The sequence below is a fragment of the Amycolatopsis sp. NPDC005961 genome, from assembly GCF_040629235.1.
Classification (GTDB): domain Bacteria; phylum Actinomycetota; class Actinomycetes; order Mycobacteriales; family Pseudonocardiaceae; genus Amycolatopsis; species Amycolatopsis camponoti.
Map to the genome: position 1 here is coordinate 55,217 of NZ_JBEXVF010000050.1, position 13,890 is coordinate 69,106.

At 72.3% G+C, this 13,890-nt stretch carries 13 protein-coding genes; 6 read left to right on the top strand and 7 right to left on the bottom strand.

What is annotated here, in order from left to right; translation table 11 throughout:
• Window positions 1-160: 160 nt before the first annotated feature.
• The 5 genes from ABZ342_RS34230 (at window position 161) to ABZ342_RS34250 (ending at window position 5,683) form a co-directional block, all read left to right on the top strand.
• Window positions 161-1,531: a cystathionine beta-synthase gene (locus ABZ342_RS34230; RefSeq protein ID WP_360481970.1), complete on the top strand. Its 1,371-nt coding sequence runs from the start codon at window positions 161-163 to the stop codon at window positions 1,529-1,531.
• A 128-nt stretch (window positions 1,532-1,659) separates the two neighbouring features.
• Complete coding sequence (locus tag ABZ342_RS34235) at window positions 1,660-3,198, top strand: hypothetical protein (protein WP_360481973.1); 1,539 nt, start codon at window positions 1,660-1,662, stop codon at window positions 3,196-3,198.
• A gap of 283 nt (window positions 3,199-3,481) precedes the next feature.
• A complete protein-coding gene (locus ABZ342_RS34240) occupies window positions 3,482-4,003 on the top strand; it encodes a hypothetical protein (RefSeq protein WP_230862313.1) in 522 nt (173 codons plus the stop codon).
• A 44-nt stretch (window positions 4,004-4,047) separates the two neighbouring features.
• Window positions 4,048-4,491, top strand: a complete 444-nt coding sequence (locus ABZ342_RS34245) for a hypothetical protein (protein ID WP_360481977.1) — start codon at window positions 4,048-4,050, stop codon at window positions 4,489-4,491.
• Between the two features lie 34 nt (window positions 4,492-4,525).
• Window positions 4,526-5,683, top strand: coding sequence for a cystathionine gamma-synthase (locus tag ABZ342_RS34250; protein WP_155540992.1), 1,158 nt, complete (start codon window positions 4,526-4,528; stop codon window positions 5,681-5,683).
• A 6-nt stretch (window positions 5,684-5,689) separates the two neighbouring features.
• Here the strand turns inward: ABZ342_RS34250 and ABZ342_RS34255 are convergent, their stop codons facing one another.
• Both ABZ342_RS34255 and ABZ342_RS34260 read right to left on the bottom strand, forming a co-directional pair.
• Window positions 5,690-6,175, bottom strand: coding sequence for a pyridoxamine 5'-phosphate oxidase family protein (locus ABZ342_RS34255; protein WP_360481980.1), 486 nt, complete (start codon window positions 6,173-6,175; stop codon window positions 5,690-5,692).
• Window positions 6,176-6,281: 106 nt separating this feature from the next.
• On the bottom strand, window positions 6,282-6,554 hold the full coding sequence (locus ABZ342_RS34260) for a hypothetical protein (RefSeq protein WP_155540994.1): 273 nt from the start codon (window positions 6,552-6,554) through the stop codon (window positions 6,282-6,284).
• A 95-nt stretch (window positions 6,555-6,649) separates the two neighbouring features.
• Between ABZ342_RS34260 and ilvA the strand changes: the two genes are divergently transcribed.
• Window positions 6,650-7,852 (top strand): threonine ammonia-lyase, encoded by a 1,203-nt coding sequence (gene ilvA / locus ABZ342_RS34265; protein ID WP_155540995.1) that lies wholly within the window; start codon window positions 6,650-6,652, stop codon window positions 7,850-7,852.
• On the opposite strand, the gene ABZ342_RS34270 is transcribed toward ilvA, so the two are convergent.
• Genes ABZ342_RS34270 through ABZ342_RS34290 form a run of 5 tightly spaced genes read right to left on the bottom strand, consistent with a single transcriptional unit; the run spans window position 7,837 to window position 13,772 of the window.
• Window positions 7,837-8,682, bottom strand: a complete 846-nt coding sequence (locus tag ABZ342_RS34270; protein WP_360481984.1) for a ferredoxin — start codon at window positions 8,680-8,682, stop codon at window positions 7,837-7,839. The two genes, ilvA and ABZ342_RS34270, sit on opposite strands and share 16 nt — an antisense overlap.
• Window positions 8,683-8,711: 29 nt before the next feature.
• Complete coding sequence (locus tag ABZ342_RS34275) at window positions 8,712-9,134, bottom strand: hypothetical protein (RefSeq protein ID WP_360481987.1); 423 nt, start codon at window positions 9,132-9,134, stop codon at window positions 8,712-8,714.
• A 54-nt stretch (window positions 9,135-9,188) separates the two neighbouring features.
• Entirely contained in the window at window positions 9,189-9,626 is a 438-nt protein-coding gene (locus ABZ342_RS34280; RefSeq protein WP_360481990.1) for a hypothetical protein, read from the bottom strand.
• A complete protein-coding gene (locus ABZ342_RS34285) occupies window positions 9,613-13,464 on the bottom strand; it encodes a hypothetical protein (RefSeq protein ID WP_360481993.1) in 3,852 nt (1,283 codons plus the stop codon). The genes ABZ342_RS34280 and ABZ342_RS34285 overlap by 14 nt, the downstream gene beginning before the upstream one ends.
• On the bottom strand, window positions 13,464-13,772 hold the full coding sequence (locus ABZ342_RS34290) for a type VII secretion target (RefSeq protein ID WP_086679876.1): 309 nt from the start codon (window positions 13,770-13,772) through the stop codon (window positions 13,464-13,466). Before ABZ342_RS34290 ends, ABZ342_RS34285 begins: the two co-directional genes overlap by 1 nt.
• Window positions 13,773-13,890: the final 118 nt, after the last annotated feature.

Sequence of the window (13,890 nt, forward strand, 5' to 3'; positions counted from 1 at the left end):
CCGGCGTGGACGGGTTGCTTGGTGGCGGCCTGAGCTCTTCGCCGGGCGGTCCGACCTCGCCACCGCTGCCCGGCATCGCCGACGCGCACCCGGAGGCCCCCGGACCCCGATCCGGCGTGAGGTGGACAACGCCACCGGTGCGCCGTTTAGGCTGGCGGTCGTGGAGTACGCAGAGCACATCGCAGACCTCGTGGGCAACACCCCGCTGGTCAAGCTGAACTCGTTGACCAAGGGGCTCAAGCCGCTCGTGCTGGCCAAGGTCGAGTACCTGAACCCGGGTGGCTCGGTCAAGGACCGCATCGCGCTGCGCATGATCGAGGCCGCCGAAGCTTCGGGCGAGCTGCGCCCCGGCGGCACGATCGTGGAGCCGACGTCCGGCAACACCGGCGTCGGGCTGGCCATGGTCGCGCAGCGCAAGGGCTACCAGTGCGTCTTCGTCTGCCCGGACAAGGTGAGTGAGGACAAGCGCAACGTCCTCAAGGCCTACGGTGCCCGCGTCGTGGTGTGCCCGACCGCGGTGGCGCCCGAGCACCCGGACTCCTACTACAACGTCTCCGACCGCCTGGTCCGCGAGATCGACGGCGCCTGGAAGCCCAACCAGTACGCCAACGCGCAGAACCCGGAGAGCCACTACCTCTCCACCGGCCCCGAGCTGTGGAAGCAGACCGACGGCAAGATCACCCACTTCGTCGCGGGCGTCGGCACCGGCGGCACGATCTCCGGCACCGGCCGCTACCTCAAGGAGGTCAGCGACGGCCGCGTGCGGGTGGTCGGCGCCGACCCGGAGGGCTCGGTCTACTCCGGCGGCAGCGGCCGGCCGTACCTGGTCGAGGGCGTCGGCGAGGACTTCTGGCCGGAGACCTACGACCGCAACGTCGCCGACGAGATCATCCCGGTCTCCGACGCCCACTCGTTCCAGGTCACCCGGCGGCTCGCGCTCGAGGAGGGCCTGCTGGTCGGCGGCTCCTGCGGGATGGCCGTCGCCGCCGCGCTGGAGCTCGCCGAGCGGCTCACCGAGGACGACGTCGTGGTCGTGCTGCTGCCCGACGGCGGCCGCGGCTACCTGACGAAGGTGTTCAACGACACCTGGATGTCCTCCTACGGCTTCCTGCCCCCCGACTCCTCGGGCGCGACGGTCGCCGACGTGCTCACGAAGAAGAGCGGCTCGCTGCCGTCGCTGGTGCACTCGCACCCCAACGAGACGGTCGCCGAGGCCATCGCGATCCTGGCCGAGTTCGACGTCAGCCAGATGCCCGTGGTCAGCGCGGAGCCGCCGGTGATGGCGGCCGAGGTCGTCGGCGCGGTCAACGAGCGCGACCTGCTCGACGCGCTGTTCACCGGCAAGGCGCAGCTGGCCGACCGGCTCGAGCGGCACATGTCCCCGCCGCTGCCGACGATCGGCGGCGGTGAGCAGGTGAGCGCCGCGATGACGGCGCTCGAGGGTGCCGACGGCGCGCTCGTGCTGGTCGACGGCAAGCCGGCCGGGGTCGTCACCCGGCACGACCTCCTGGGCTTCCTCGCCGGCCGCTGAGCAGGAGCTGTGAAAGTCCTTCATCGGCCCACCGGGCCGGGGCGTTACGAGCGCCCCGCCGGGTGATCCGATAGCGTGAGCGCAAATAGAACACTTTCGCGTCCTCGTCAAGGGGGTTCAAGACCCACATGAGTGCACCGCAGCCACCGAACCAGCCGTGGGGTGGCGGCCAGCCACCTCAGGGCCCGCCGAGTGGCGCCCAGCCGCAGCAGGACAACCCGTTCGGCAGCCCGGAACCGACCCAGGTCGTGCAGCCCGCCCAGCCGCAGGGCGGTTCCCCGTTCGGGGAGACGCCCGAACCGACGCAGGTCGTCCAGCCGGGTCACCCGGGTGACGGCGGGGCGGGCGCGACCCAGGCGATGCCGCCGGTCGACGCGAACGCGACGCAGTGGGTGAACCCGGCGGGTGGCGGCGACGCCCCGGTCGCGGACTCCACGCAGCTGGTCCCGCCGGGCTCCCAGCCGCCGGCGATCCCGTACACCCCGCCGCCGAGCGCGGCCGACAACCCGGCCGCGGCGTTCGGCCAGCAGCCGGGCGGCTACGGCCAGCAGGGCGGTTTCGGTCAGCCGGGGCAGCCCGGTCAGCCGGGCGGGTTCGGCCAGCAGCCGGGCTACGGCCAGCCGGGCCAGCAGCCCGGTCAGCCGCAGCAGGGCTTCGGCGGTCCCGGGTTCGGCGGACCGCAGCAGCCCGGTTTCGGCGGTCAGCCGCCGCAGTTCGGCGGCCCGTCCGCCGGGGGCAACGGCCTGTTCGGCTACATCGCCGGTGGCGTGGTGGCCCTGCTGGGCCTGATCGCGCTGATCATCGCGTTCAGCTACATGGGCGACGCGAGCGACTACTCGAAGATCTTCGACCTCGCTCCGGACCAGGCGGCCATCGACAAGGTGCTCGACGCGGCCGGGATCATCGGCCCGGGCCTCGTCTGGTTCTACGTGGTCATGATCCTGCTGGGCGCGCTGATCTCCCTCGCCGGCGGCGTCGGGCTGGCGCTCGTGGGCAAGCTGGGCGGGATCAAGAAGTTCGTCCCGATCGCGATCGTCGCGGGTGGTGCGCTCCTCACGATCTTCGCGCTGCTGCTCAAGATCGGGATGACGCCGAACGCCGAGACGCTCTCGCAGGCCTCCGCGTCCGAGCGGGACACCTTCGGTCTCGGCCTGCCGCCGCTGATCCTCGGCGTGCTCATCCTCATCGTGGGTGTGCTCGGGTTCATCCCGGCGACGCAGCAGTTCGTCGGCCTCGGTGACGGCGGTGCCACGCCGGGCGGGCCGCAGGGCTTCGGCGGACCGCCGCAGGGCGGCTTCGGTGCCCCGCAGCAGCAGGGCGGGTTCGGCCAGCCGGGTCAGCCCGGTCAGCCGGGCGGGTTCGGTCAGCCTGGTCAGCCGGGCGGCTACGGCCAGCCGGGACCGGGTTACGGCCAGCCCCCGGGCTACGGCCAGCCGGGCGGGCCCAACCCGTCCAGCGGCGGGTTCCCGCAGCCGTCGAGCGGGGGCTTCCCGCAGCCTGGCCAGCCGGGCCAGCAGCCGGGCGGCTACGGCCAGCCGGGTCAGCACCAGGGCTACCCGCAGCAGCCGGGTCAGCCGCCGCAGGGCTGGGGCCAGCCCCCTGGCCAGCAGGGACCGCCGAGCGGCGGGTTCGGCCAGCCCGGCCAGCCGCCGCAGCAGCAGTGGTGAACTAGGACCGCATTCGTGCCCCGGAGCCCATTCGGCTCCGGGGCACGCTGCATTGAGCACCCGGTACTTAATTGTCCGAAAAGGACAATTGCGCGCTATCGCGGGTCATCCGGATCGCGTGACAGCATTTCTGCCGCTAGCGCAGGAAAATGATCTTGGGTTCCGCCGTCCGGCCCAATTCCGTTCTCTTTCGGAGTCACTTCCCCCTTTCCCGACTAGGGTGAACGTCGTAGTCCTGCGTTCTGCTGATGGGGGAGTCGTGACCGGTCAACGCGGATATCCGGTGGCCCATTCACATTCGCATTCGTATTCATCGGCTCGGCCGTCCGGAGTAACGGCGATCCTCGCCGGCCTGCTCGGGCTCGCGGCCGCCGTCGCCGCCGGTTATGTGCCGGTCAAGATCTTCCTCGACATGCCCGCCGAATTCAGCCTCGGCGCCCTGCCGGGCTGGGTGCTCGTGGACCTCGCCGCCTACCTCGGAGCCGGGCTCGTGCTCCTGCTGGGCGCGCTGACGACGCTGTTCCGCGCGACGGCGGGCGCGATCCTGCTCGGCCTGGGCGCTCTGCTGGCGATCGGGGCGCTGCTGATGGAGCCGCTGTCGGTGGGTGTCCCGCTGGCCCGGTTCGCGGACGCGATGTTCACCCACGGCGGGTTCGCGATGGTGGACCGGGTGGGCTTGGCCGCCCTGGCGGTGCTGGTGCTGATCCTGGCGCTCCTGCCGCCGACCTTCCGCTACCTGCGTTACCGCGCGCCGGCGATGCCGCTGTGGGCGGGCCAGGAGGCTTACTCGTCCCGGAGCTGGTGACCCACGCCGGTCACGCGTGGTGATCGGCCGTATCCTCGGCTGCCGTGACCCGAACCGAAGGCCGGACGGCACTCGCCGCCGCGGCGCTCGCCCTGCTCGGCGGGCTGCTCTACCTGGCCGGGCTCGTCCTGGACGTCGTCGCGCTCGTCCGGTTCCCCGGTGACGCCGGCCGGGTGGCCGTGCACGCCGCGGTGAACGCCGTGCTGGCCTCGACGCTGCTGCCCGGCGGCGTCCTGCTGTCGCGCCGGCAGCCCGCCGGCCGGATCGGCTGCATCGCCGGCAGCTCGGCGGCGTTGCTCGCGACACTGACGTCGGCGGGCCTCGCGGCCGCCGGGCTCACCTTCGCCGACCTCGGCGGTCCCGGTGACCTGGCGATGGGCGGGCTGACCGCGCTGGCTCTCGTGGCGCCGCCGGCCGTGGTCACGCTGCTGCTCGCGGTGTCCGCGCCCACCGCGCGGTGGTGCGCTACTGAGATCCGTCCCACCTGACGGGAATGTCGGAGCCCCGCCGTACGCTGACCCCATGGTGGACGACTACTCCGTACTGGGATTCGAGACTCGCGCGATCCACGCCGGTCAGAAGCCAGACCCCCGCACCGGCGCTGTGATCGTGCCGATCTACCAGACTTCGACCTACGCGCAGGACGGCGTGGGCGGCACCCGCGAGGGCGACTACGAGTACTCGCGCACCGCGAACCCGACTCGCTCGGCGCTGGAAGAGGCGCTGGCCTCGCTGGAAGGCGGCCGGCACGCGCTGGCCTACGCGTCCGGCATGGCGGCGTCCGACGTGGTGCTGCGCAGTACCCTGCGCCCCGGTGACCACCTCGTGCTCGGCAACGACGCGTACGGCGGCACGTTCCGCCTGATCGACAAGGTGCTCAGCCTGTGGGGCGTCGAGCACACCGTCGCCGACCTGGCGAACCTCGACGAGGTGCGCGCGGCGATCCGGCCCGAGACGAAGCTGATCTGGTGCGAGTCGCCGACCAACCCGATGCTCGGCATCGCCGACATCGCCGCGCTGGCGGGCGTCGCGCACGACGCCGGTGCCCGGCTGGTGGTCGACAACACCTTCGCGACGCCGTACCTGCAGAACCCGCTCTCGCTGGGCGCGGACATCGTGCTGCACTCGACGACGAAGTACCTCGGCGGCCACTCCGACGTGGTCGGTGGCGCGGTCATCACGAACGAGGATGAGCTGCGCGAGCAGCTGTTCTACCTGCGCAACGCCGCCGGCGCGGTACCCGGCCCGTTCGACGCGTGGCTCACGCTGCGCGGCATCAAGACGCTCGCCCTGCGCATGGAGCGGCACAGCGACAACGCCGAGCTGATCGTGCAGGCGCTGGTCAAGCACCCGAAGGTCGCGAAGGTCTACTACCCCGGCCTGCCGGAGCACCCGGGCCACGAGACGGCGGCCAAGCAGATGCGCCGCTTCGGTGGGATGGTGTCGTTCAGCCACGCGGACGGCGAGCAGGCGGCGCTGGAAGTCGCGTCCCGCACGAAGCTGTTCATCCTGGCCGAGTCCCTCGGCGGCATCGAGTCGCTGATCGAGCACCCGGGCAAGATGACCCACGCGAGCACGGCGGGCTCGACGCTCCAGGTGCCGGCGGACCTGCTGCGCCTGTCGGTCGGCATCGAAGACGGCCGTGATCTGGTCGCGGACCTGCTGGCCGCCCTGGGCTGACGCCGCTCAGCGCACGTCGAGGCCGCCTCCGTGGAGGCGGTCCACGCGGAGCGTGATCACGACTCGCCGGTCCTCGACCATGTTGCGGAGGAAGGTGGCCTCGTCCTCCGGGTCCGTGAACGGCGCCTGCATCGCGAGCAGCGCCCGTCCCGTCTCGTCGCCGGGCACGGAACTGACGGGCGACACTTCGCCGAGGCCCTCAGCGACCGCGAAGGACAGGTGGTCGGCGCTGCTCACGTAGAGCGCCGCGCGGGGGTTGGCGGCCAGCTGGCGGACCTTGGCGCGCCCCAGGGCGGACGCGATCCGCACGACGCGCTCCGCCGGATCCCAGGCGTAGGCGATGGTCGACAGGTGCGGGTAGCCGGCGCGGTTGACCGTGGCCAGCGCGCCGAAGCTGTGCGCGCCGAGCAGGCGGCTCAGGGCCTCTTCGGTGGGCTTGGCGGGTCCGGGACCGCGGCCCGGCTCGTAGCCGGTTTCAGGTGCCTGTGTCATGCGCTTGATCATCGGGGGCCGGCGGAGGCCGCGGAAGAAGGCACTTTCCTGTCCCAGGGGCACATCGGGGTAACAACCCTGGTCACGGACGCGAGCCCGCCGTGGATCAGGGGTTGTAGTTGCCGTGCACGACGCCGCCCGACTTCGGGGTGCCCGTCGCCGGCAGGGTGGCGCCGTCCACGCAGCCACCGACCAGCTCGACGTGGCTGTCGTGGCGGATGTACTGGGCCGGCGACCCGCAGGACGCGCTGTCGACCGTGAAGAACGCGGCTCCGGTCAGCGCGACCGCCGAGGCCACGCCGATCACCAGCGGGAGCAGGCCGGCCGACCGGGTCGCGCGGCTCCGTCGAGCGGCGTCCGCGTCGTTCCCCCGTGCCATGGTTGCTCCCTGTTTACCGTGCGTTGACACGCCCCAGGGTACCCGGCTCCCCGCCCTGTCAACCTGTGGAGTTCCTGAGTGGCATCATCCGGGCCATGGAACTCGTGACCATCGAGCGGATCCAGGCCGCCCGGGAACTCCTACGCGGAGTAACCCGGGTGACGCCGATGGAGCACGCGCGCGACCTGCGCCGGCTCCACGGCGGTCCGGTGCACCTGAAGTGCGAAAACCTGCAACGCACCGGGTCGTTCAAGATCCGCGGCGCCTACACCCGCATCCACGGCCTGAGCCAGGCCGAGCGCGAACGCGGGGTCGTCGCGGCCAGCGCCGGCAACCACGCGCAGGGCGTCGCGCTCGCGTCGTCGCTGCTCGGCGCCAAGTCGACCGTCTTCATGCCGCTGCGGGCCCCGCTGCCGAAGCTCGCCGCCACCCGCGGGTACGGCGCCGACGTCCACCTCCACGGCGCGCTGCTGGAGGAGACCCTCGCCGCGGCGATCGAGTTCGGCGAGCGGACCGGGGCGGTGTTCATCCACCCCTTCGACCACCCGGACGTCATCGCCGGCCAGGGCACCGTCGGCCTCGAGATCCTCGAGCAGGTGCCGGGCGTGAAGACGATCCTCGTCGCGACCGGCGGCGGCGGGCTGGTCGGCGGGGTCGCGTCGGCGGTGAAGGCGGTGCGCCCGGACGTCCGCGTCGTCGGCGTGCAGGCCGAGGAGGCGGCGGCGTACCCGCCCTCGCTGGCCAAGGGCGCGCCGGTGCGGCTGAGCTCGACCTCGACGATGGCCGACGGGATCGCGGTCGGCGAGCCCGGCCTGGTCAGCTTCGCGCACGTCGCGTCGCTGGTCGACGACGTCGTGACGGTTTCCGAGCAGTCCCTCTCCCGCGCGGTGCTGCTCTGCCTGGAGCGTCGCAAGCTGGTGGTGGAGCCGGCCGGCGCGGCGACGGTCGCGGCGCTGCTGCAGCACCCCGGCATCTTCGAGCCCCCGGTGGTGGCGATCCTCTCGGGCGGCAACGTCGACCCGGTGCTGCTCCTGCAGATCATCCAGCACGGCATGACGGCCGGCGGCCGCTACCTGCGCCTCCACCTGCGGGTCCCGGACCGCCCGGGTTCGCTCGTGGGCGTGCTTTCCCGCGTGAGCGAGCTGGGCGCCAACGTGCTCGACGTCGAACACTCCCGGATCTCCGGCAGCCTCGACCTCGGTGAGGCGGACATCGTCCTGGCGCTCGAAACCCGCGGTCCCGAGCATTGCAAGGACCTCGAAGTCGCGCTGACGGACGCGGGTTACACCGTCGTCTGAGGCTGCTCGCCGGTGATCGCCGCGAGGGCCAGGTCCTTCGCCGGCTCGGGGACGTCCGACGGTGCGGTGAAGCGGCGGGCCCGGATGTGGGCGACCAGGTCCGGGTCCGGCGGCACCCCGTGCTCGCGCAGGTAGTACGCCACCGCGCCGGGCCACGCCCAGGCGCCGTCGGTGCGGAAGTTCATCGGCACCGCGTCCGTGCGGTCCGGCGCGAACGCGTCCGGGCCGTTGCTGCGCGAGGCCAGGATGACCGGGGCCGCGTCGAGGTACGCCAGCACCCGTTCGATCTCCGCCGGGACGAGCGGCCGGCGCCGGACGAGCGGCTTGCCCGACGCGTCGACGCCGTCGTAGATCCGCGGGGTGCGGACCTCTCCGCCGGCGACCGGCGGGGTCAGGCCGGCACGCTCACGCAGCCAGCCCGGAATGTGCTCGTCGGCGCGGGGGAAGAAGCGCAGCTCGTCCTGGAACCCGATCGGCGGCGGCTGCTGCCGGAACGGCGGTTCGAGGTCCGGCCGCACGAAGTCGACGTCGGGCGGCTGCGCCGGCGCGAACACGAAGATCGCGCCCAGCCAGGTGCCGAGCCCGGGCTGGTACATGCCCGACCGCAGCACCCCGAGCAGCCGCACCGCTTCCGGGTGCGGCTGGGCCGGCCGGGGCAGGCCGTCCGGGCCGGTCACCAGCAGTTCGGTTTCGACGTGCCGTCCGGCGGCGCGGTGTTCGACGCGCAGCTGCTGCCACCCCGGCGGCACCTGCGCCGTCAGCACCGCGCCGATCTGCCGGACGATCTCCTGCTGCTGGTCCGGGCGCAGCGGCCCCGGTGGCTGGCTCACGGTTCATCCCCTCCGGTTCGCTCAGCGGCTCACGACGGGAGCTTCGCCCGGAACCAGTCCGGCATGTTCTCCGGCGCACGCGGGAAGCGCTCCTGGTCCAACGCGTACTGCTCCGGGGCCGCGGGCGTCGGGAACGGCGGCTCTTCGTCCCGGTTGAAGCGCACCTGGTACCGGTCGGGCCGGTCGATCACCATGTCCATCGAGTACCACGTGCCGAGGCCCTCGGCGTACATCCCGCGACGCAGCTTCGAAAGCGGCTTGGACAGCTCCCGCGGCGCCGGCACCTGCTGCCGAGTGCCGTTCTCCAGCGTCGCGGCCATGCCGACGCTGGCGTGCTTGCCGACGGACATGAACTCGAAGTACAGCCGCTGCCAGTTCGGCGGCGCCGCTTCGATGAGCGTTTTCGCGATCTCGCCGAGCAGTTCGTTCTGCTCGATCGGGTTCAGCGTCATGCGGTCCGGTCCTCCGTTTTTCGTTCACCGGTGCGAAGTTTCGTCGATCCGACCCTAGTCTTCCGGTGCGGGCACCATGGCCGCCGCGTCGGCGAGCACCCGGCGCAGCCACTCCGGGATCCACTCGTCCGCGCGCGGGAACGCCGCGAGGTCGCGCGCGAACGCCACCGGCGGGAGCTCCGGGAACCACCGCGGGTCCTGGTCGTAGTTGAACGTGGCCTCCGGCTCTTCGCCCGCGCGCAGCAGGAAGGCCGCGGAGAACCAGGTGCCGCGCCCCGGCTGGTACATCGCCTCGCGCAGCGCCGCGAGCAGGTTCGTCACCGCGGGCGGGGCGACCTCGGGTGAGCTGCCGTCGCTCATGACGACGGTCAGTTCCGTCTGGTACGCCACGACGGTCGCCCAGACCCGGAACGTCGCGTGTCGCCACTTCGGCGGCAGCACCCGCTCGACGGCGTCGAGGATCTGCGGGATCAGCTCATCAGGGCTCGCCATAACGCCTCACCGTCGCGTTGGGGTCGATGTTCTCCGGCACGTTGACGAACACCCTCTCGTACACCCGGGAAACCCGTTCACCCGTCGCCGGGTCGACCTCGGTGACCCGCCACCGCATGACGTCCTCTTCGGACAGACCGTCGGCCCGCCGCGGCGTGCTCACCTGCAGCAGCTCGACCTCCCGGTCGGGCGGGTTGTGGTAGGCGGCGAGCTGTTCCTCCTGGCGCCGCCAGGTTTCCGGCGGGTCCCAGCCGTCGCGCGCGTGCCCGCTGTTCGACGCGGCCATCTGCCCGTGCATGTTGCCGTAGCCCGGCGCGCCGCCGGCTTCGGTCGCGATGAGGTGACCGCCCGCCCACCGGACTTCGCCGTGGTTCGGGTCACCCCGGTAGGCGTTCTGGCCTTCGTGCCCGGCCCGGCCCTGACCGGTGTACTTGCCGCCGGCGTCGCGGAAGTCCTCGTTCGACGGGCCGTAGTGCGGTTGGCCGGTGGCCGCGTCCGTCTGGCCACGGCTGTCCGTGTGGTAGTCGAGCTTCTTCGACGGGTCGTTGAAGTTGTCGACGCGGTAGTGGCAGTCGGGCAGCAGCGGGTAGTTGAAGTCCGGGTTCGCCGGCAGCTTGACGCCCTCGGGCGTCCGGCCGCCGCCGGGGCTGCACTCCACCCACTTGATCTTGCCTTCGGCGTCGGTGTAGAAGCGCGTCTCGGACGCGATGTCGCCGCCCCGCGTCCGGTTGACCACGTGGTATTCGGTGTTCGGCGTCAGCTCGACCCCGGCCAGCACCTTGGGGTGGGTGGGCACCGGCGTCGAGAAGTCGCCCGGCTCCGTGCGGTCCCGCGGGCGCGGCCCGGACTCGATCGTCTGCGGCGAATCCGGCGGCCGGTGGTACGGGTTGTCCGGCGAGTCGTGCGGGTGCTCGCTCCCCGGCCGGTCGTAGTTGACGAACTTGTCGTCGTACGTCGGGTCCGAGCGGGGGACCTCGTGCTGGTCCCAGGTGCTGCTGTCGAAGAGTTCTTCGTCGTCTTCGTCCGCGTGGGAGGGCGACCCGTCGTCGTCGCCGTCGCCCCGGTGGCGGGCGCTGTCCGCGTCGACGTCGTGCTGGTCGCCGTGGTGCGAATCCGGCGCGAAGCCGTCGTCGCCCGCCCGGTGCGTCGAACCGTCCGGGTGGTGGGTGTTCCACTCACCGTCCGGCGGGATGCGGGGGCGCATGCGGCCGTCGGGGCCGATTTCGTAGTCGGAGGAGAAAACGCGGCCGTGCGAATCCGTCCAGGCCGGCTTCGTCGGGGCCATGACCTCGGTGTCGAGCTCGCGCGAAAGCCGGTGCGCGAAGTCGTTGGAGCCGGCGTCGCAGCCGATCAGGCGGACCGGCCGGCCGTCGTAGTCGCCGTTGCGGCGCAGGATGTCCGCGAACTCCTCCGGCGTGTAGAGCCGGTCGCCGATGCGGGCGTGACCGTCCGGGGTGACGTGCACGTCCACGGTGTAGCGGCCGTCCGGGTCGGGGTGCACGCGGTGTGGCAGGTCGCCCATTTCGGGGTCGCCGGCATGGTACGAGCTGCCCGACGGCGTGCTTTCGGAGTGCCGCGCGTTGACCTCGTCGGGGGTCAGCGGCTCGTTGTGGTGCGGGGTGCCGCCGTCGGGCTCGTGGTGGCCGGGGCCGTCGTGGGGACCGTTTTCGTGCGGGCGGGTGCCCGGTGCGTGGGTGTCGGGTGCGTGGGTGCCGGGTGCGCGGGTGTCGGGTGCGTGCGTGCCGGGGCCGAAGCCGCGGGCCGCGGGGGCGGGTGCGTCCGGCGTGCGCGGACGGCCGCCGCCGGGCAGGTCGCCGCCGGTGCGGGGCCGGCCGGGCGCGTCGACGTGCGGGCTGTGCGCGCCCGGGCTGCCCGGGGTGCCGGTCCAGCCGCCACCGCCGGTGCGCGGGGAACCACCGCCGAGGCCGCCGCCGGGTCCGCCACCGGGCGGCATGCCACCGCCGCCGCCCATCATCGGCGCGCCACCCTGCGCCGGGACGGAGGCGCCGTCGCCACCGCGTGGAGAGGGGACCGCGCCGGGTTCACCGGTGCGCGGAGCGGTGGGCGCGGTACCGCTGGCGGAGGTGGTGCCCTCGGCCCGCGGCGGCGTGGCGCTGCTGGGCGTCTCGGTGCCGGGGTGCGAGCCGCCGTCCCCGCCCCGGGACGGCGAGCTGTCGCCGGTGTGCGACGGCGTGCTGTCGGTGCCGCGGGTGGGTGAGGGGCTGGTGTCGCCGGTGTGTGACGGGGTGCTGTCGGTGCCGCGGGTGGGCGAAGGGCTGGTGTCGCCGGTGTGCGACGGGGTGCTGTCGGTTCCGCGGGTGGGCGAGGGGCTGCCGTCGCCGGTGTGCGACGGCGTGCTGTCGCTGCCCCGGGTGGGCGACGGGCTGCTGTCGCCGGCCCGCGACGGTGCGTTGTCCCCGGCGTGCGAAGGAGTGCTGTCAGCGCCACGAGTCGGCGAAGGGCTGGTGTCCCCGGTGTGCGACGGGGTGCTGTCGCTGCCTCGGGTGTGCGACGGGCTGCTGTCACCCGTGTGGGACGGGGTGCTGTCGGCGCCGCGGGTCGGCGAAGGACTGCCGTCACCCGTGTGCGAGGGCGTGCTGTCGCTGCCGCGGGTCGGCGAAGGACTGCTGTCGCCTGAAGACGATCGAGTCGGCGAAGGGCTCGAATCGCCCGCGCGCGAAGGAGAACTGTCGCCGGTGTGCGCGGAAGACGAAGGAGAACTGTCGCCGGTGTGCGCGGAAGAACCGTCCCCGGTGTGCGAAGGCGAGCTGTCCCCGTCCGGCGAACCGGATCCCTCCCGGCTCGAGCTCCGGCGGGAACCCGGATCCGTGTTCATCGGATCGGAACTCGGCGATTCCCCGTCGGCGTGGCCGGCGTCGCCCGAGTTTTCCCCGCTGTGCGGGGAATCCCCGTCGCCGCTGGGGGAACCGTCGGCGCCGTCCCCGCCGTGGGCGCGGGTGTGGACCCCGCCGCCCTCCCTGGGGACCTTGTGGACGAAGCCGCCTTCCTTGACCTTCAGCCCGTCGAGCCCGCTGACCTTGCCCAGCACCTTGCCGAAGACCTTCGCGATCTTCTCGAAGACGTCGACCAGCTTCGACAGCAGCGGCGACACCTTGCGGATCGTGTCGGTGAGCTTCTTGAGCAGCTCCCCGATCTTCTTGCCCCACTTGGCGATCGCGGCCGACGCCTGCGCCACCACGACCGGCGTGCCGAAGCCGAGGGAGAAGACCTCCTCCATCACCCAGGCGATCAGCTTGCCGACGAGGTCCGCGATCAGCTGCCGCACGGTCTCCCGCACGAACGAGACGACCTGGCCCATGATCATCGTGACCGTGCTGATCGCGCCGGCCACCGTCGCCGCGCCGGACAGCGCTTCGCTGTGCTCGGCGGCGAACTTGCGGTACGCGTCCGCGCCCTCACCGGTCCAGCCGGCGGTGCCGTTCTTGACCGCGTTGTCGAAGTCGGTCTTGCGTTCGCCCAGTGCCTTCGAGACGTTGCCCCAGGTGTCCGCGTAGGACTGGATCACCGGCGGGTTGCCCGCGATGGAGTCGAGCATGTCCTTCAGCGGCTGGATGTGCTCCATCAGGAACGACGCCACCGACGACATCAGGTAGCCGAACGGGTCGATCGCGGCACCCGCGATCTCCCCGGCCAGGCTGAGCATGCCCAGCCCGCCGGAAACCCAGTCGCCGTCCTTGATCCCGTTGAACGCGTCCATCGACGACTCGGCGATGCCGATGCCTCCGGCCCAGCCGTAGTCCCCGTTGCCCGCGGTGAACGCGCCGGGCCCGTCCGGGTCCTTCTTGGCGTCGACGACGAGCGGGTTCCCCTCGGGCATCACGCACCGCCCGCGGACTTGTTCAGGTCGTCGGCCACCCCGGCCTCGTACTTGTGGTACGCCGCCGCGGCTTCGCGGACCTTGCCCGACACCGCCGTCATCGCCTGCACGGCGTCCTTGAGCGCGTCGATGCCGTACTGCTCCACCGGGTCGAGCATCATCCGGAACGGCTGGCAGAGGATGCCGTACGCGTCGGTCGGCATGCTGACCTGGTTCGCCGCGTCGACGGCCTGCTGCAGCCCGTCACCGATGGCGTCGAGCTGGTGGGCGTGCGCCGTCAGGTCGGTGCTGAGTTCCACATCCGTCATCGGTTTCCCCCTCAGGAAAGAATCGGACCGCCGAAGTCGTCGTCATCGTCGTTGTCGGCCGGACGCCGGCGCCGCGGCGGTTGCTGCTGCGGCTGCGGCGGCGCGGGCGGCGGCGGGG